The sequence below is a fragment of the Staphylococcus pseudoxylosus genome (genome assembly GCF_044794325.1).
In the GTDB taxonomy this organism is placed as follows: domain Bacteria; phylum Bacillota; class Bacilli; order Staphylococcales; family Staphylococcaceae; genus Staphylococcus; species Staphylococcus pseudoxylosus.
In genome coordinates, this window is record NZ_CP085024.1 from 803,351 (window position 1) to 821,577 (window position 18,227).

The 18,227-nt window shown below is 33.2% G+C and carries 17 protein-coding genes; 8 read left to right on the forward strand and 9 right to left on the reverse strand.

Going from position 1 to position 18,227, the window contains the following annotated elements; translation table 11 throughout:
• Window positions 1–135 precede the first annotated feature (135 nt).
• Together LG295_RS03585 and LG295_RS03590 are read left to right on the forward strand one after the other, a co-directional pair.
• Window positions 136–780, forward strand: coding sequence for an HAD family phosphatase (locus LG295_RS03585; RefSeq protein ID WP_107557717.1), 645 nt, complete (start codon window positions 136–138; stop codon window positions 778–780).
• A gap of 4 nt (window positions 781–784) precedes the next feature.
• Window positions 785–976, forward strand: a complete 192-nt coding sequence (locus LG295_RS03590; RefSeq protein WP_107531143.1) for a hypothetical protein — start codon at window positions 785–787, stop codon at window positions 974–976.
• Between the two features lie 47 nt (window positions 977–1,023).
• Here LG295_RS03590 and LG295_RS03595 read toward each other — a convergent pair whose 3' ends face one another.
• The 3 genes from LG295_RS03595 to LG295_RS03605 form a co-directional block, all read right to left on the reverse strand.
• The gene (locus LG295_RS03595) at window positions 1,024–1,206 is read right to left on the reverse strand and encodes a hypothetical protein (protein WP_017722850.1); all 183 of its coding nucleotides are present in this window, start codon (window positions 1,204–1,206) and stop codon (window positions 1,024–1,026) included.
• On the reverse strand, window positions 1,206–1,562 hold the full coding sequence (locus LG295_RS03600; RefSeq protein ID WP_107554835.1) for a hypothetical protein: 357 nt from the start codon (window positions 1,560–1,562) through the stop codon (window positions 1,206–1,208). The genes LG295_RS03595 and LG295_RS03600 overlap by 1 nt, the downstream gene beginning before the upstream one ends.
• A gap of 71 nt (window positions 1,563–1,633) precedes the next feature.
• Window positions 1,634–2,464 carry a formate/nitrite transporter family protein gene (locus tag LG295_RS03605; RefSeq protein ID WP_107554836.1) on the reverse strand — a complete coding sequence of 277 codons (831 nt, stop codon included), beginning with the start codon at window positions 2,462–2,464 and terminating at the stop codon, window positions 1,634–1,636.
• Between the two features lie 312 nt (window positions 2,465–2,776).
• Between LG295_RS03605 and LG295_RS03610 the strand changes: the two genes are divergently transcribed.
• Together LG295_RS03610 and LG295_RS03615 are read left to right on the forward strand one after the other, a co-directional pair.
• Window positions 2,777–4,165: an amino acid permease gene (locus LG295_RS03610; protein ID WP_107554837.1), complete on the forward strand. Its 1,389-nt coding sequence runs from the start codon at window positions 2,777–2,779 to the stop codon at window positions 4,163–4,165.
• 562 nt (window positions 4,166–4,727) lie between these two features.
• The gene (locus LG295_RS03615) at window positions 4,728–6,155 is read left to right on the forward strand and encodes an alkaline phosphatase (RefSeq protein WP_107557716.1); all 1,428 of its coding nucleotides are present in this window, start codon (window positions 4,728–4,730) and stop codon (window positions 6,153–6,155) included.
• A 221-nt stretch (window positions 6,156–6,376) separates the two neighbouring features.
• Here the strand turns inward: LG295_RS03615 and LG295_RS03620 are convergent, their stop codons facing one another.
• The 6 genes from LG295_RS03620 to LG295_RS03645 form a co-directional block, all read right to left on the reverse strand.
• On the reverse strand, window positions 6,377–7,252 hold the full coding sequence (locus LG295_RS03620) for a MurR/RpiR family transcriptional regulator (protein WP_107531138.1): 876 nt from the start codon (window positions 7,250–7,252) through the stop codon (window positions 6,377–6,379).
• A 2-nt stretch (window positions 7,253–7,254) separates the two neighbouring features.
• Entirely contained in the window at window positions 7,255–8,694 is a 1,440-nt protein-coding gene (locus LG295_RS03625) for a PTS transporter subunit EIIC (RefSeq protein ID WP_107557715.1), read from the reverse strand.
• Between the two features lie 72 nt (window positions 8,695–8,766).
• Window positions 8,767–9,654: an N-acetylmuramic acid 6-phosphate etherase gene (gene murQ, locus LG295_RS03630; protein ID WP_107557714.1), complete on the reverse strand. Its 888-nt coding sequence runs from the start codon at window positions 9,652–9,654 to the stop codon at window positions 8,767–8,769.
• The gene (locus tag LG295_RS03635; RefSeq protein ID WP_107557713.1) at window positions 9,651–10,709 is read right to left on the reverse strand and encodes a MupG family TIM beta-alpha barrel fold protein; all 1,059 of its coding nucleotides are present in this window, start codon (window positions 10,707–10,709) and stop codon (window positions 9,651–9,653) included. Before LG295_RS03635 ends, murQ begins: the two co-directional genes overlap by 4 nt.
• A gap of 98 nt (window positions 10,710–10,807) precedes the next feature.
• Window positions 10,808–11,137 (reverse strand): hypothetical protein, encoded by a 330-nt coding sequence (locus LG295_RS03640; RefSeq protein WP_107531134.1) that lies wholly within the window; start codon window positions 11,135–11,137, stop codon window positions 10,808–10,810.
• Window positions 11,138–11,333: 196 nt separating this feature from the next.
• Window positions 11,334–12,026, reverse strand: coding sequence for a YafY family protein (locus tag LG295_RS03645; RefSeq protein WP_107531133.1), 693 nt, complete (start codon window positions 12,024–12,026; stop codon window positions 11,334–11,336).
• Between the two features lie 454 nt (window positions 12,027–12,480).
• Here LG295_RS03645 and LG295_RS03650 point away from each other — a divergent pair, with 454 nt between their 5' ends.
• The 4 genes from LG295_RS03650 (at window position 12,481) to LG295_RS03665 (ending at window position 18,067) form a co-directional block, all read left to right on the forward strand.
• Window positions 12,481–13,272 carry an inositol monophosphatase family protein gene (locus tag LG295_RS03650; RefSeq protein ID WP_325999657.1) on the forward strand — a complete coding sequence of 264 codons (792 nt, stop codon included), beginning with the start codon at window positions 12,481–12,483 and terminating at the stop codon, window positions 13,270–13,272.
• A gap of 125 nt (window positions 13,273–13,397) precedes the next feature.
• Window positions 13,398–14,360 carry an LCP family protein gene (locus tag LG295_RS03655; RefSeq protein ID WP_404476441.1) on the forward strand — a complete coding sequence of 321 codons (963 nt, stop codon included), beginning with the start codon at window positions 13,398–13,400 and terminating at the stop codon, window positions 14,358–14,360.
• 285 nt (window positions 14,361–14,645) lie between these two features.
• Window positions 14,646–17,600 carry a formate dehydrogenase subunit alpha gene (gene fdhF, locus LG295_RS03660; protein WP_325999656.1) on the forward strand — a complete coding sequence of 985 codons (2,955 nt, stop codon included), beginning with the start codon at window positions 14,646–14,648 and terminating at the stop codon, window positions 17,598–17,600.
• Complete coding sequence (locus tag LG295_RS03665; protein ID WP_017722864.1) at window positions 17,600–18,067, forward strand: DUF1641 domain-containing protein; 468 nt, start codon at window positions 17,600–17,602, stop codon at window positions 18,065–18,067. The genes fdhF and LG295_RS03665 overlap by 1 nt, the downstream gene beginning before the upstream one ends.
• Window positions 18,068–18,227: the final 160 nt, after the last annotated feature.

Sequence of the window (18,227 nt, forward strand, 5' to 3'; positions counted from 1 at the left end):
AATGCTATGGGTTGGGCCATTTTTAATATGATTCGCTTGTGTTATAAAAATGGTTATAATTAGTTAATTCAAATCTGAAATATGATAAGCTATCATTAAATGAATGTGACCCCATATTAAATAGGAGGCGTAATTATGTACAAGGCAGTTGTATTTGATTTTGATGGCACGATTATAGATACAGAAAAACATCTGTTTGAAATTATTAATAAGCACTTAATTCAGCACAATTTACAGGAAATCTCATTAGACTTTTATCGTCAATCTATAGGAGGCGCTGCAACGGAATTACATAGTTATTTGGAAGCACAACTTGGCCCGAATGATAAGGAAAAGGTTTATTTAGAACATAATGAAACGAGTGTTTCTTTACCAATTGTTGATGCAATGCATCAGCTTATGAAATATTGTAAAAAACGTCATATCCCTATGGCAGTTGCCACAAGTAGCTATCGTGAAGATATTCAGCCAACGTTTGATAATTTAGGATTGAGCGAGTATATAGATGTTATTGTAGGGCGTGAAGATGTAGAGTCAATTAAGCCTAACCCAGATCCATATCTCACTGCTGTTCAAAGATTAAATTATAACCCAGCAAATTGCCTAGCAATTGAGGACTCAGTAAATGGTGCAACAGCAGCTGTTACTGCTGGCCTTGATGTTATTGTCAATACGAATGATATGACGGAATTACAAGACTTTAGTCATATTGCATATATAGGGAAAGATTTGTCTGCGGATGAAATCATAGCATTATGTTTTGAAGCTGATAGGAGTTAGTTTTATGAATGGTTATTTATTAATATTTTTCTTAGGTGGTCCTATTATATTAGCTATAGGTAATTTAGTTTTAGGACCTATATTTAATAAAAAGATTCCTTTCAATATACAATTTCGTTCATTTATGGTCGGTACTATGGTTTATTTATTAGGTGCTATTGCTTTATATTATTTAGTACTACAAGATAGGTTTTGATTATATACTAAAACAGATGACGCTTTATGAGATAAGCGTCATCTGTTTTATAAAAGTTGAAATATTAATGTTACACAAACAAGAACAAGCAGTATAGCATCTATACCTATCATGATAGCAAACCGGGGGTTCTTTTCTCCGGTTTCTTTTGTTTTTTTATAGGCTTTCAAATTTGGAATTAAGCTTACAATTAATAAAATAATTACAACGATTCCTAAAATTACACTCATTATTTGTCACCACCGTTTTGATTTTTTGTTAGAAATTCCCAAACGTAGCCAGCAATAACACCTAAGATTAATCCAATAATAATTCCAGCTTTTATTGCTGAAAAGAGCGCACTTATGATAATCGCGATTAATAATGCAATCGGAATAGTTATACCAAATTTATATTTTCGTTCTGGAGAATTTACAATAGAAAACAAAGTATAATATAAAATACCAAAAACAAAGATAACCATTACACTTTTTAATATTAAAGGGCCAACTGAACTGTCAGATTCACTAAAATAATTTAAAAAGAAAAATAACACACCAAATATAATGGAAACCGTAAGCGTACGTTTCATTAAGTGTTTATTCATATATAACTCCTTTGTAATAAAATCTACTGAAAATTATACCATATAAAACAGATGAATTATTGTATTAGCAGTTATCTAGATATATTACGTTCATATTGGTGATGATCATTTAAATAAGCATAAAACAACCCTATAATTAATCCGCCTCCGATGTAATTGCCAATACCTGCACCTAATAAATTGATGATAACAGGCATAAGTGCTAATTCACTACTTTGATAGACTAAACCACCACCAAATAATACAGAGTTATAAACCACGTGCTCATAACCCATAAATGCGAATATAGATACACCAAACATCATAACGAACATTTTAGCTAAAACATCGTCTATTTGCATTGCTATAACTAAAGAAATATTGATGAAGAAATTAGCAAAAATTCCTTTGATCAATATTGCAGTAAAACCAGCAGTTAAAGTTTTATGTTCAATTGTATGTTCTAATTGTATTAACATGTCAGTGGTCATCACATCAGAATGATGTAATAATAAGAAAAATAAAAAGCCACCCAATGCATTACCAATAAAGCATAATGTGAAAATTTTAAAAACTCTAGTAGGGCTGATGACATGATAATATAACCCCACTGTAAAATACATGAAATTACTCGTCAGTAATTCTGAATTGGTAAATAAGATAAGTACTAGAGCAAAACTAAATGCTATAGATGCAATGATATTTATAACGCCAGAAGGTAGATGAGTGTCTAGTGATGCTTTAATAAGTAAAACGAAGACTGTAATGACACCTAGAATAAAACCAGCCATTATGGCACGAAGTAAATAGCGTTTAAAATAAAAACTTTGTAAAATGTCTTTAGTTTTGATGGTGTCAACTACGTGGTCAATCCAAGCTTTTCCATAAAATACTTTATCCCATTTAATGTTTTTTTCGTTCATTTTTTATCCTCACTTTCTATAATTATTTATAAGTATACTATGGCAATAATATTTTGTGAACTTTTTCACAAATTCTACATGAATTTATTTAGACTTAAATTTTTGCTCTGTTTTTATAGTTGATTTAAAGAAAAATAATTTTTTTAAAAAGCTTTACTTTTCAATGTAAAACAGTATACCGTTGACAAACAAGCGTGTAAGCACTTACATAACTCGAAAATAATTGTTTTAATTTTTTGAATTTATAGTATAATAGCGACATAATAAGTGGATTTACTACCACTTATATTTGAAAGAGATGGGGTTTGAATGATGAAAGATAATAATGAATTACAGAGGGGACTAGGTGCACGTCAAATGCGTATGATTGCACTTGGTGGAACGATTGGTGTAGGACTATTTATGGGAGCTACAAGCACTATAAAATGGACAGGTCCTTCTGTTATATTTGCATATTTAATTGCAGGTATATTTTTATTCTTAGTAATGAGAGCAATGGGAGAGATGGTTTATTTACATCCAACTTCTGGTTCTTTTGCTAACTTTGCAAGTGATTACATACATCCAGTAGCAGGTTATCTAACGGCTTGGAGTAACGTTTTCCAATGGGTAGTTGTAGGTATGAGTGAGGTTATTGCAGTCGGAGAATATATGAACTATTGGTTCCCAGATTTACCACAATGGATACCGGGTGTTATTGTTGTAGCGTTATTAGCCGGTGCAAACCTTGTATCTGTTAAAGCGTTTGGTGAATTTGAGTTTTGGTTTGCGATGATTAAAGTAGTTACAATTATTTTAATGATAGTGGCAGGTTTTGGTCTTATCTTCTTTGGTCTAGGAAATGGTGGAGAAGCAATCGGTCTCTCGAATTTATGGGCACATGGTGGGTTTATGCCTAACGGTTGGATTGGCTTCTTCTTTGCACTTTCAATTGTTATCGGTTCATACCAAGGTGTTGAATTAATTGGTATTACTGCCGGTGAAACAAAAGATCCACAAAAAAATATCAAGAGCGCGGTTAACGGTGTTATCTGGCGTATATTGATTTTCTATATTGGTGCAATTTTTGTAATCGTTACAGTTTATCCGTGGAATGAATTAGGAAACATTGGTAGCCCATTTGTAGCTACGTTTGCTAAAGTAGGTATCACTTTTGCAGCTGGATTAATCAACTTTGTTGTACTTACTGCTGCGATGTCAGGTTGTAACTCAGGTATATTTAGTGCTAGCCGTATGTCATTAAATTTATCTCAAAAAGGAATGTTACCTAAATTCTTTGGGAAAGTTATGAAAAATGGCGTTCCTATTTGGACGGTGCTTGCAATTGCAACAGGTATTTTAATTGGTGCTTTACTTAATGTAATCTTGCCGTTATTTATCAAAGGTGCGGATAGTGTATTCGTATATGTTTATAGTGCTTCGATTTTACCTGGTATGGTACCATGGTTCATGATTTTAATTAGTCATTTAAGATTTAGAAAAAATCATCCTGAAGAAGTGGAAGGTCACCCATTTAAAATGCCAGGTGGCGCATTTACAAACTACATTACGATGGCGTTCTTTATTATGGTATTAATTGGCATGTTATTTAATAAAGAAACTGTGGTTTCAGTAGTTATTGGTATTGTATTCCTATTGTTTATGACCATGTGCTTCTTCTTGAAGGGCTACCATAAATTAAGTAAAGATCAACAACTTTAAATCATAAAAATCTAATACGATATCATAGATTATTATAAAGTCCCACTTCTCAATTTATTGAGTTAGTGGGACTTATGCATGAGCGTTAGCTCAGGTAATCATTAATCCCACTTCTCTAAAGAACGACTTCTCAATGTAATGAGTTAGTAGTTCTTACACATGAGTAGTACCTCAGGTGTTCTGCTATTGAGTTAGTGGGACTTATGCATGAGCGTTAGCTCAGGTAGACCTTTTATTTTTTATCAAATATAGTCATCTTAATGGAGTGAGACGGTGAAATCTTTTTAATTAAATTAGATTTCTGTCTCACTCCTTATCTATTTATAGTCATTTAGTCTCCTTGTTGAGAAAACATTAATACAACGAAGTTGTTTAGCAAGTATGGGGTTTCTGTTTTGCTGCCAATTTGACTTGTTAGCAGAATGAAAGTTTTTAGCGCAATGTAGACATAACTTTATTTTTAATTTACATAAAATTTACTGTATTAAAATAATCACTCAAAATTTGTGCACTACACTTAAAGTGTAAGTTGATAATACATATTTAAAGGAGTTATTACTTTATGAAAATTTTTAACAAATTAGCAACTGTTTCTGTGGCAAGTGCAATCGTTATGGGTTCTGTGTTGGGGAGTGCGCAGTCAACCTATGCCTCGAGTGGAGGACATACATCAAAGGAAAATGAAGTTTCATATATGGGTAATACAAAAAATCCAAAGAATGTAATATTTTTAGTTGGGGACGGTATGGGCCCTTCATATAATTCTGCTTATCGTTATTTTGCTGATAACCCAGAGACAAAAGAAATGGAAAAGACTGCTTTTGATAAATATCTAGTAGGTAATCAACGTACAAATCCAAGTGACCCAAAAGAAAATGTAACTGATTCTGCGGCTGGCGCAACAGCATTTAGTTCTGGTCATAAAACTTATAATGGGGCAATTGGTTTAGATGATAATAAGAAAAAAGTGAAAACTGTGTTAGAGCAAGCAAAAGAGAATGGTAAGTCAACTGGATTAGTTTCTACTGCAGAATTAACTGATGCAACACCAGCTGCATACGCAGCGCATGTTGATAGCCGAGACAAAAAAGATGAAATTGCTAAACAATTCTATAACGATAAAATTAATGGTGAGCATAAAGTAGACGTCTTACTTGGTGGCGGGGCAGAATATTTTGGTAAAGAAAATGGTAATTTAGTAGATAAGTTTGAAAAAGACGGCTATGATGTTGTCGATAATAAAACAGATATGAAACAGTCTACGAACAAAAAAATCTTAGGGCTGTTTGCAGATAATGATATGCCATTGCAAATTGACGCACCAGATAAAAATCCTAAACTTCTAGATATGGCAGATACAGCAGTAAATAAATTACAAGAAAATGATAAAGGTTTCTTCTTAATGGTAGAAGGTGCATCTATAGATAAAGCTGGTCATCCCAATGATATAACTGGTGTCATGTCTGAAATGAATGGTTTCGAAAAAACCTTTGAATTTGCGACAAATTATGCAAAATCAAATCCTGATACATTAGTTGTTGCAACAGCAGACCATTCAACTGGTGGTTTGTCTATTGCTAAAGGTAAAGATTATGCGTGGAATCCAGAAGCAATTCATTCTATGAAACACTCAGGTATGCATATGACTAAAGAAATTGCTGAAGGCAAAGATCCACAAAAAGTAATTCAAGACGGCTATGGTTTTGAAGTTGAGCAATCACAAATTGATAAAATTAAAGATGAAGCAACAAAACTTAATAAATTAGATAAAGAATCGGATGAATATAAAGAACAAATGCAAAAAGTACAAGATGCAGTACAAAAACCAATTAATAATAAATCTCACACTGGTTGGACGACATATGGTCATACTGGCGAAGATGTAAACACATATGCATATGGACCTGGCAGTGAGCAGTTTAGAGGGAATATTAATAACACAGATAATGCGAACAATATCTTTGATTTCTTCAAAAATGAACAAAACTAATTGAATCAAATGAAATTAATATAAAAACATTGAGAAAATAATAATAAATAAGAAAGAAGCGAGATTGATAAATCACATAAAACATTGGTTTATCTCTCGCTTCTTTCTTTATTTGGTGGGTAAAAATGATATGAACTAAAATTTCTGATTCATACAATAATTATAAAAAGATAAAACCAACCTACTCAACGTAAAGAAACAGTTGCTAGGTTGGTTTTATGTTAATGTTTGAAATGTATATTTGATAAATGTTTTCGATAATTATCTAAAGCCATTTTAGATTGAGTAATAGCGTCTAATGATTTATCGTAATTTAATGCGATGTAACGGTAATATAAAATATCGACTGTGAACAATTGGGCAAATAGAGAGGTTGTTGCAGCCATACGTAATTCATTTTCATCAGTTTGACCATATATCAGTGTATAATCTGATATTTTTGCAATAGGATTATCGTTCGAACTGGAAATAGTTATTATAGGAATTTGATAATCTGTGGCAACTTTTGCCATAGATTGCAATTCACTATGGCTACCTTGATTTGTCACAAATATAATACAATCACGTTCATCATGTGTAGCAAGCGTAGACATGAACAAATGTGTTTCTTGCAAAAGTCTTACATTTAATCCAATTCTAGATAACTTTTGAAATAGGTCTGTAACAATAACAAGTGAAGCCCCGTAACCAAATAGAAAAATTGTGCGAGCGCTTTGCATCTTTGCGCATATCATATCTATATTTTCATTCTCAATATGGTTTGAGACGAAGCTCATCGTGTTTGTAACACGTGACAACATTTTAGACTTCAATACATCTACAGATTCATTATCCATTAATTCAAGATGATTATTGTTTAATGTTTCTTCGGGTAAATAGCGAGATATGGCTATTTTAAGTTCTTGAAACCCTTTTTCAGTCATTTTCTTACTAAATCTAACAATAGAAGCGGTACTTGTATCTATTTCATTAGATAAATCTTGAATTGACATATTGATAATCTTGTGTGGTGTATTTAAGATATAATCAGCAATTTTTTTCTCACTTTTAGTTAATTCTGGGTATTGTCGATCAATTTTATATAATACGTTGGTCATAGTTAATCACCTAGAGTATCAGTTTCTCGCATAGCCTTTGTCGTGCCAAAGAAATAAGTGAATAAGAAACCACCGGCATATGCTGCGAGTAATCCGGCTATATAGCCTAAGTACATGTGGTCCGAAATCAATGGTAATAATGATATGCCACTTGGGCCAATTGCGGTTGCGCCAATATGGCCAATGCCTCCAATGACAGCGCCACCGATACCACCACCAATACAAGCCGTTATAAATGGTTTACCTAAAGGTAAGGTAACACCGTATATAAGGGGCTCACCAATTCCTAAAAATCCAACTGGCAGGGCACCTTTAAGTGTGTCCCTTAACGTTGTGTTTTTACTACATCTTACCCATAATGCTAAAGCAGCTCCGACCTGTCCAGCACCAGCCATAGCCGCAATTGGTAATAAATATGTTGCACCAGTTTGATTGATCATCTCAATGTGGATAGGTGTGAACATATGATGCAAGCCTAACATAACTAATGGTAGGAAAAAGGCACCAATAACAAACCCGCTAAAGACACCACCAATATCGATAATTGCATTGATGACTGAGACAAGTCCATCTGAAACGAAGCCAGCTAAAGGCATAAAAATAAAGATTGTTAGAAGCCCTATAATAAACAGAGTAATTGTTGGCGTAACGATAATATCTATGGCGTTTGGAACAATTTTATGTAATCGTTTCTCAACGATGCTAAGGAGCCATACTGCAAAAATCACGCCAATTATACCACCTTGACCAGCTTGTAACGGTTCGCCTGTGAAAATGTTGGTAATCATATTTTCATCAGTTAAACCCGTTAATAATGTTGTACCACCAATAACACCACCTAAACCTGGTGTAGCGCCAAATTCTTTAGCTGCATTGATACCAGTAAAGATTGCCAAATACGCTAGCATACCATCTTTAATAACATTAAAAACTGTGACAAGTTGTGTTACCCATTCGCCAGAAATCTGACCAGCCGCTAATAGGTTACTTAATACAGCTGCGATACCACCAATTAAACCTGCCCCAATAAATGCCGGAATAAGTGGTATAAAGATGTTAGCAATTGTTTTTAGTAATTTATTAAATTTACCCCGTTGCTGTTTACTTTGAATAGAAGTTTTATTTTCTTTAGCTTTTGCTTCAGCATCAGCACGGTAATTTTTAGTGTTATGAGGAATAGCTTCACCTAAACGTACACCGCTTAAGTCGGACATATGAGTAGCAACTTTATTCACCGTTCCTGGTCCGACAACAACCTGTACGCGATCGTCTTTTACGACACCCATCACGCCTTTAATTGCTTTCAGTTTCTCATAGTCAACCTTATCTTCATTGAGTACTTTTATTCTAACTCGAGTCATACAATTAATAACGTTATCCATATTATCAAGTCCGCCTACAGCGTCTATGATATTTTCGGCAAGTATTTGCTCTTTTGTCATAAAATGACCTCCTTTTCTGTCATTAAAGATTTATGAAATTTGTAAATAAGCGACAGTTGTATTTAAAAATAATTAGTTTTTAATGGCTTGTTTGATAATATTGTCGTTTTGTTGTAAACGTTTTGAAGCTTCCGATTTGGATATATCGCATAGGTGCATGACAACAGCAACTTTTAAATTTTGGTCTGCGTCTTCATATAATATTTGAGATTGGTCGTATGTGGTATCGCAAATATCTTGAATAATACGAATAGAGCGATCAATTAATTTTTGATTTGTTGCTTTAACATCAACCATAAGGTTGTCGTACACTTTACCAACACCAACCATTGTGATAGTAGATATCATATTCAGTATTAATTTTTGTGCAGTTCCTGATTTTAATCTAGTAGAACCAGTTAATACTTCTGGTCCAACATTAACTTCAATAGGGGATTGGGCTAATTTGCTAATTTGAGTGTCTACATTACAAGAAATTGCTACGGTAAATGCACCAACTTTGTTTGCAAATTTTAGTCCTCCTTTGACATAAGGGGTACTACCGCTTGCAGCAATACCAATAACAACATCTTTTTCAGACAGGTGGATGTGTTTTAAATCTTCCTGTGCGAGGCTTTCATCATCTTCTGCACCTTCAACTGCCACAGTCATCGCGCGTTGTCCACCAGCGATTAAACCAATGACCTCATTTGTATTCGTATTAAATGTCGGTACGCATTCAGCGGCATCAAGTACGCCTAACCGACCACTTGTACCTGCTCCCATATAGATAATACGGCCACCTTGTTTAAACTGTTGTGTGGTAATTTCAATTACTTTTGTTAAATCAGGCAAGATGACTTTTATTTGCTCTGGTACCTTTTGATCTTCTGCATTCATTGTTTCTAAAGCTTGTTGAATAGTCATTTCATCTAAATGCATGGTTGCTTCATTTCTTGATTCAGTTATTGATTTATTCATGATTTCAACTCCTTAGCATTTATAGTGAATTCAAATGAATCATTAGGTCGCATACAGTTGATAATGGGTATGTCGTCGTTATCAACTTGCGCTACAACATTGACATTTTTATGAGGTGGTAATAATTTCTTAATGATTTGTAATTCACCTTGATAACGTCCGTTGTGTTTATTGTCTAAAGTTATTGATCCGTGTGTCCTTTCGTTTATTAATGATGGCTGGATGTCATCTTTACAGTAATGGCGTGCTTCTTGAGATCTGATTAAATCACCGGGATTGTCAGGACGAACTGTGTGAGGTTTTAGTAAAATTTCTTCCGCCTGTGTATCAAATAATGTTATAGATAATTTAAAATGTCTCTGCTTTAAAAATGAAATAAGTTGTTGCGCACGATGATAGTTTAAATACGGGTCACCAATCATAATATGTTGTGTATTTAAGTCTTGAAGCAATTGGGCGCTCTCAATTGTATGCAAATATCTTGTAGTTTCTATTGTTGGTAAGCCTTTGAAAAGTGGCCCGCGAAATGTAGTTCCTGCAATAAATCCATAAATATTAGCCTGAGGATTATACGCTAAAATCAAGTCGTTTTGTGATTTAACAAATTGTGCTTCTAACCCTGTGTCAGGCCTAGGATAATAGTTATGGCAATAACATAAGTAATTAAAATGATTTAAGTGTTGATATAAATGTTGTAGTAAATGATCTGAAATAATACTGGCGTTTAAACAACATTGAAAATCATTACTTATAATTTCATTAACAGTGTCAATGGAAGTACTGTGATCAATTCGAATAATAAATTGAGCAGAGTCATATTGCTTTAAAAAGTCATAAAAATGATGATCCAGCAATGAAGGATTGATATCAATCATATAGTTCAGCTGGTCGTTTGATAAAAAATCTAAAAGTTCTCCCAAATAGCGATATTTAGTGTCATCATTATCTTCAGGTATTTGAACTGAAGTAAAAATCGTTTTGTATCCTAAATCGACCATGCGTCGTATATACGACTTATCGATGGGGTGGCCGAGATAAATGGAAAAGCCATGCATCAGTTATCACTCCTTAATTAATGTAATCGTTTTCATTGTACAATACATGAAAAACTATTACAATTTCATTTTCAATAAAACCTTAAAGTGAAATTTTATTACAAAATAAAGGAGAGTGATTTTAGTATTTTGAGTAATTGTCCTTGAATAATTTCAATATGTTTAAGCGTATTGCCAATTGTGAACTCATCCATTGGATCTTCTATTTGATTGGATAGAAAGTTGAAATAGTTATAATGAAAAAGGGAATGGTGTTGTAAATTGTTTTGAATAAAATCGTTGTAGTCGTGTTCTATGTATATATGTAAGTCTTGCTGAAATTTTAATTTGTCTCTATGATTGGTCATAATGCCATATTTGTATAATTCGATTAAATTTAATAATTTCATTATACGTTGTTCTAAGTTGTGTAATTCTAGGTGATACATAAAAAGACATCCTTTCGTAATTTATGATTTTAATATTAGATAGATTTTAAAGTGTAGATAAATGTTTAAAATAAATAGACATTATTAAGTGGAATGTAGTAGAGGTGTTATATTAGTTTAGTTTCAAGTTTAATTAACTCAATGGCAAATTAAACTTGGAACAAAACAGAAAATAATAAAAAAACCAACTGGCACATTAGGACTCAGTTGGTTTTAAAAATTGCTGATAGTTATTTATATTTATATCTTGTGTCTTAATTGTTTTTTCAAATGAATACGAAATATCATGAATATCAATAATCGGAATTTCATTTGTTTTACCGAGTCCAATTTCAAAGATAATTGCTTTCCATAATCCTTCATCACATAAAAGGCCAATAAAAATGACATTTTCTGTTACAACTTGATTGTTGTTGTAAAATTCCATCGCCATTACGTTTCTTTCGGTACTATAAATGAGTACATCAGAAAAGATGGGGGGCAAGTTTGTATGTTGTTGTTTGTCAAATTTAATATAACGATCTAGTTTTTTTAGCGTTCGTCTCATTTTAGTATAGGGTAAGTTGAGACATTTTTTAATAATAGCATTAATTTCTTCTCTGTATGGAAGCGTTGTATATGATTGACTTTCATTGAGTACCAAGAATAAAGCGGATAATTGATTCTCGGTCAGCTCAATTTCATAACTATTTGGCGTTTCTTGCAGTTGATAACCACCAAGTTTGCCATGTTTTGCTAGTATTTTAACACCTTGATCTTCTAAATCTTGAATATCTCTTAAAATAGTACGCTTTGACACATTTAAATTTGTAGCTAATTCTGATGCTGTAATCTGTTTATTCTCTTGAATGGCTAGAACAAGTTTATTTTGTCTTTCGCGTTTATTCATTAGAAAGTCACCTCCCGAATGATTACATATTACATTTATTATAGCATAAAAGTGACAATGACGACATTTAGAAAATAAATTTTTAAAAAATTAAAGAAAACGCTTACATAATTAAGAGGATTATGTTAATATGAATTTAGTAACAAGGGGATAGCGAGTAGATGACAAAGGGGTAGGCTATTACATAATAGTTTTGTTAATATCTATTCGTACGAGTTACTAATCAAACATCTTCAATATTTATTACTTACTTTCCTTTCTATTTAACCGACTAGCATCGCTAGTCGGTTTTATTTATGTTATGGATGGGGCTTTAAAAGCTTCACATTTATATATAGGCGTTTTCAATGTTAGTTTCTATCATATATTTCTTTGATAATTCTATGATAGAATATAACAAATTATACATAGCGATTATTTTCTTAATATACTATTTAAAAGAGGTGTACTACATATGGAAAAAACACAATTACATTACATAGATGAGTCAGTAATAACTTGGTTAGAAACTTTGGACGAGATTATTCCTAGCCTCATACAAGAAATGGTAACGAGCACGAAACAGAATAGATTTGATTTGGTGACAAATGTTGATCAATCAATTCAACAAAACTTTGAACAATTTTTAGCTGAAAACTTTTCAAATCACCAACTATTTGCTGAAGAAAAGTCTAATATTGATATCAATGCCAAACAAGGGCACGTTTGGGTAATGGATCCTATAGACGGTACGACAAATTTAGTTAAACAACAAGAGGATTATTGTATTATCTTAGGTTATTTTGTTGATGGAGAGCCTGTTTTGTCTTATATCTACGATTATCCACATAGAAAACTATATAAAGCAATTAAAGGATACGGTGCTTATGTAAATGGAGAGCAACTTGTAAAACCAGAACCTATAGATTTACAAGAGGCGATTATTTCATTTAATTCATTAGTGATTAATGATGAAACAATTCATGGTTTACAGGATGCATCATTTGGCTATCGTTGTATTGGTTCATGTGGGTTAGATTCAATACGTGTTATTAAAGGACAATTTGGTGCTCATATAAATACAAATCCTAAACCATGGGATATTGCAGCACAATTTTTATTTGCAAGTGAACTTGGCTTGAAAATGACAACATTGGATAATACTGAGTTAGATTTTTCTAAGGCAGGCCCTTTTATAATTAGTAATCCAGCATGCCATGAAAAAGTATTAGCAATTTTGAATTCCGGAAATGGATATAAGAAATAAAAATTGATTTACTATATTAATATTTTATTTAATAAATAATAGGTCTTAAGAACTATGTCATCATAAAAGTAATACTATATAATGTATTATTAAATAGAGTAGAAAATTGAATACGGAAATGGAGTATGATAAGAGTGAATCGTTCTGAGAAGAATAGGAAAATGGGCTTACCTGCTAAAATATTTTTATGGTTTTTTGGGATATTAGTTTTATTTGCTTTAATAGCAGTGATTTATCTAGGTTTCAAAATATTTTCTGTCGGGGGGTCAATACACAACCCATTAGATAGAGATAAATCAGCATTAAGAGATAAAAATGTGAATTTAGATAATGGTGATCCATTTACTATAGCGTTGTTTGGTGTAGATTCAGATGCTAAAAGAGATGCAGCTGGAGGCGGACAACGAAGTGATACGGTGATGGTACTATCGATAAACCCACAAAAGAAAACAACTGAAATTGTAAGTATCCCTAGAGATACACAAGCTGATATCGTAGGTAAAGGAACTACCGAAAAAATTAACCACGCCTATGCTTATGGCGGCCCAGATATGGCAGTAAAATCAGTTGAAAAACTATTAAATGTACCAATTGATCATTACGCAACGATAGATATGGACGGTATGAAAGATATGATTGATACGGTTGGCGGTATCTCAGTAACAAGTAACGCTACATTTTCTTATGATGGCTATCAGTTTAACCAAGGTGAAAACACAAAAATGGACGGCAAAGAAGCCATGGCATTTATTAGAAGTCGTAAAGAAGATGGCGCAGGTGGAGACTTTGGACGTCAAGAACGTCAACAATTAGTGATACAAGGTCTTGCAAACAAATTAACAAGTGTAAGTTCAGTTACACACTTCAATTCATTGATGAATCACGTCGAGGACAATGTTAAGACAGATCTAACAGTTGGACAATTAAATAAAGTTAGAAGTAATTATAAAGATGCTAATGACAATGTCAATAGACATCAATTAGAAGGTCAAGGCGGCATACAAGATGATGGACTTTATTACTTTGTTCCAAGTGAAAGTTCATTAAGTGAAATAGAATCAACAATTAAAGATAATCTAGGTATATAATTTATAAAGCTATATGTTTACACTATCATGTAAATATATAGCTTTTTTATTTGGCTATTGTAATGGTCATAGTTTCATCTTCTATACGTTTCATTTTGCACTATATACTAAATAAAGAATAAAAAACAGTGGAATATAATAGAATACCTTAACATTTAATGTAAATACATATACAATGTAAGTAACATGATCTTAAAAAAGTGTGGGGCTTTTTAGATGGAATGTTAACCAACATCTTATGAATTTTTTATATGGGCAGAATAAATAATAATAGGGGTGAAGATTATGCAAGAACATTTAATTGTCTCTTTAGACGGTAAAGACTATCTTGTAGAACCCGGAACAAATTTACTTCAGTTTATTAAATCTCAAGATACTTTTGTTCCGTCTATATGCTATAACGAATCGTTAGGTCCTATCCAAACTTGTGATACATGTACTGTGGAAATTGATGGTAAAATGCAACGAGCATGTAGCACGACGATAGATAGACCAATGATTGTTAATACGCAAAACGACAAAGTACAAACAAGTCAAAAAGAAGCACTAGATAGAATTCTAGAAAAACATATGCTTTATTGTACTGTGTGTGATTATAACAATGGTGATTGTGAAATTCACAATACAATGGATCAATGGGGATTAGAACATCAAACTTATGAATATAAGGAAAAACCTTATGAAAAAGATTACGGTCCATTCTACCGTTATGACCCAAATCAATGTATTTTGTGTGGTCGCTGTGTGGAAGTTTGCCAAGACGTTCAAGTTAACGAAACACTTACAATTGATTGGGAACGTCAACAACCACGAGTAATCTGGGACAATGATACAACGATAAATGATTCGTCATGTGTAGGCTGTGGACAATGTGCAACGGTATGTCCGTGTAATGCAATGATGGAAGTGAATATGGAAGGTAACGCAGGTTACATGACAGATTTAGAGCCAGGTTCACTTGCAGCGATGATTGATTTAACTAAAAAAGCAGAGCCAGGTTATGGTCCATTGTTTGCTGTTTCAGACTCAGAAGCGGCTATGCGCGAAGAACGTATCGAAAAAACTAAGACAGTATGCACATACTGTGGTGTAGGTTGTTCTTTCGATGTGTGGACAAAAGATAGAGAAGTGTTAAAAGTTCAGCCACAACACGAATCACCAGCAAATAAAATTTCTTCTTGTGTTAAAGGGAAATTTGGTTGGGATTATGTTGATTCAGATGAACGTTTAACGAAGCCTTTAGTACGTAAAAATGGGCAGTTTGAAGAGGTTGAATGGGAAGAGGCATTGAAAGTTGTTGCGGATAACTTTAACAAGGTGAAAGCTTCGCACGGCTCTGATGGTTTAGCATTTATTTCTTCTTCTAAAGCTACAAATGAAGAATCTTATCTCATGCAAAAACTCGCTAGACAAGTTATTGGTACAAATAATGTAGATAATTGCTCACGTTATTGCCAGGCGCCAGCGACTAAAGGATTATTTAGAACTGTAGGGCATGGCGGCGACTCAGGTTCAATAGATGATCTTGAGATTGCAGATATGGTTGTATTGATAGGTACAAATACAGCAGAAGCACATCCAGTAATTGCATCTCGTATTAAACGAGGACATAAATTATATAACAATACTTTAAATGTTTTTGATATACGTAAACATGAAATGGCAGAGCGTGCCGACAATTTCTATCAACCAAAACCCGGGACAGATTTAGTGTGGTTATCCGCTGTAACAAAATACATTATTGATAATGAATTGCATGATAAGTCATTTATTGATGAATGGGTAAACCATTTTGAGGATTATTATAATTCATTAGCACCATACACTATGGAATTTGCAGAAGAAACTACAGGTATTTCTAAAGAAGCGTTAATCGATTTCGCTCAACAAGTAGTAGATGCTAAGTCAGTATCTATTGCATGGGCGATGGGTGTTACACAACAAGATATAGGTAGTGATACGTCAACTGCAATTTCTAATTTATTGTTAGCAACAGGTAACTATAGAAAACCAGGCACAGGTGCTTATCCTTTACGTGGACATAATAATGTGCAAGGTTGTAGTGATATGGGTAGTATGCCTGATCAATTCCCAGGCTACCAAAAAGTAGTAGATGACGAAATTAGAGCTAAATTCGAACGTGAATATGGCGAAGCATTACCAAGCAAAGTTGGTAAAGATAATCATCAAATGATGGAAGGCATACACGAAGGTGAAATCGATTCCTTATACCTATATGGTGAAGATACGGGAATTGTCGATTCTAATATCAACTTTGTACAAGCAGCATTAGAGAAAGTTGGATTCTTAGTAGTACAAGATGAATTCTTTACATTCACAGCAACGTTTGCGAATGTTGTGTTACCAGCAAGTCCTTCACTTGAAAAAACTGGAACTTTTACAAATACAGAGCGTCGTATCCAACGTTTATATCAAGCTTTAGATACTAAAGGTGATTCTAAACCTGACTGGGAAATTATCCAAGCAGTAGCCAAATCATTAGGATATGATTGGGGCTACACACATCCAAGTGAAATAATGGATGAAATTGCTAGAGTTACACCACTTTATTCAGGTGTAAGCTACGACAGACTTGAAGGATATAATAGTTTGCAATGGCCAGTAGCAGAAGATGGTACAGATGAACCAACGTTATATCTTAATGGATTTAATTTTGAAGATGGTAAGGCTAATTTCTATCCATTAACATTTGATAACTTCTTTAAAGTGAACGAAGAATATGACTTACATGTTAATAATGGACGTTTATTAGAACATTTCCATGAGGGTAATATGACTTATAAAGTACCAGGATTGGAATATAAAATGCCACATGCCTTCGTAGAAATATCTCCTGAACTTGCTAAAGAAAGAGATATTCATGAAGGCGCAGAAATTAAATTGATTTCTGAAACTGGCGAAGCAGAATTAATTGCTCACGTAACAGATAGAGTAAAAGGTAAAGAAATTTATATTCCTTTAAATAATAATGCAATGGTTCATGGTGATAAAGGCGCAATCAACCTATTAACTAATAGTGATGTTGATAAAGACACTGATACGCCATCATATAAACGCACAAGTTGTCGTATGGAAGTTAAAACGCGTAGAGGTAAATCACCACTGAATCCTACGAATTTCCGTGTTAATAAACAACGTCAACCACAATATAGTGTTCGAGTTCAAGACAAATGGAAACGTGAGGATTATACATTCCCAGGAAGTCAGGTGGATAAATAATGGCTGAAAGAATAACGAATATCAAACGTATGCAAAAGTCCGAAGAAGAACTGAAACAAGATAGTTTGGCGGAAGTGACAGATGCAATTGTTGCTAATAAAGATAGTATTTTAAAAGCAATAAATATTATCAGCACATTAGATGATGCTAAATTATTAGATGCATTATCCGGTGCAGTGAAAAGTAGGGGCGTTATTGCTAATAAATTTGCAGTCGAACTCAACAAAGAACAGTATACAGGATTAATTTCAAATATGGCTTCACTTGTATTCTTACTTGGAGACTTAGATGTAAATGACTTATCGACAATGCTTAATAAAGTAAACAAAGGTTTGAGTGTTGCCAATAAAGCAAACCCTAATCAAAAAACATCTATTACTGGTTTAATGGGTATATTGAAAGATGATGAAATGAATCGTAGTTTAACTTATATGTTGAATATGCTAAGAGGTATGTCTAGAGAATAGATAGTTTGTAATTATAAAATTTAAAAATAAGCGAGGCTAGGATAGTTATTATGTCCTAGCCTCTACTGTGTTTATAGGTGGCATTAATCTACACCGATTGATACATATTTAGTTACTTAAAAAGTAAACAATTTGATAGAGATGTACTAAAATCCATGGT

Excerpts from the sequence above, each read along its gene's own strand:
- LG295_RS03585 (WP_107557717.1), top strand. The coding sequence starts at position 136 with ATGTACAAGGCAGTTGTATTTGATTTTGATGGCACGATTATAGATACA.
- LG295_RS03590 (WP_107531143.1), top strand. The coding sequence starts at position 785 with ATGAATGGTTATTTATTAATATTTTTCTTAGGTGGTCCTATTATATTA.
- LG295_RS03595 (WP_017722850.1), bottom strand. The coding sequence starts at position 1,206 with ATGAGTGTAATTTTAGGAATCGTTGTAATTATTTTATTAATTGTAAGC.
- LG295_RS03600 (WP_107554835.1), bottom strand. The coding sequence starts at position 1,562 with ATGAATAAACACTTAATGAAACGTACGCTTACGGTTTCCATTATATTT.
- LG295_RS03605 (WP_107554836.1), bottom strand. The coding sequence starts at position 2,464 with ATGAACGAAAAAAACATTAAATGGGATAAAGTATTTTATGGAAAAGCT.
- LG295_RS03610 (WP_107554837.1), top strand. The coding sequence starts at position 2,777 with ATGAAAGATAATAATGAATTACAGAGGGGACTAGGTGCACGTCAAATG.
- LG295_RS03615 (WP_107557716.1), top strand. The coding sequence starts at position 4,728 with ATGAAAATTTTTAACAAATTAGCAACTGTTTCTGTGGCAAGTGCAATC.
- LG295_RS03620 (WP_107531138.1), bottom strand. The coding sequence starts at position 7,252 with ATGACCAACGTATTATATAAAATTGATCGACAATACCCAGAATTAACT.
- LG295_RS03625 (WP_107557715.1), bottom strand. The coding sequence starts at position 8,694 with ATGACAAAAGAGCAAATACTTGCCGAAAATATCATAGACGCTGTAGGC.
- murQ (WP_107557714.1), bottom strand. The coding sequence starts at position 9,654 with ATGAATAAATCAATAACTGAATCAAGAAATGAAGCAACCATGCATTTA.
- LG295_RS03635 (WP_107557713.1), bottom strand. The coding sequence starts at position 10,709 with ATGCATGGCTTTTCCATTTATCTCGGCCACCCCATCGATAAGTCGTAT.
- LG295_RS03640 (WP_107531134.1), bottom strand. The coding sequence starts at position 11,137 with ATGTATCACCTAGAATTACACAACTTAGAACAACGTATAATGAAATTA.
- LG295_RS03645 (WP_107531133.1), bottom strand. The coding sequence starts at position 12,026 with ATGAATAAACGCGAAAGACAAAATAAACTTGTTCTAGCCATTCAAGAG.
- LG295_RS03650 (WP_325999657.1), top strand. The coding sequence starts at position 12,481 with ATGGAAAAAACACAATTACATTACATAGATGAGTCAGTAATAACTTGG.
- LG295_RS03655 (WP_404476441.1), top strand. The coding sequence starts at position 13,398 with ATGATAAGAGTGAATCGTTCTGAGAAGAATAGGAAAATGGGCTTACCT.
- fdhF (WP_325999656.1), top strand. The coding sequence starts at position 14,646 with ATGCAAGAACATTTAATTGTCTCTTTAGACGGTAAAGACTATCTTGTA.
- LG295_RS03665 (WP_017722864.1), top strand. The coding sequence starts at position 17,600 with ATGGCTGAAAGAATAACGAATATCAAACGTATGCAAAAGTCCGAAGAA.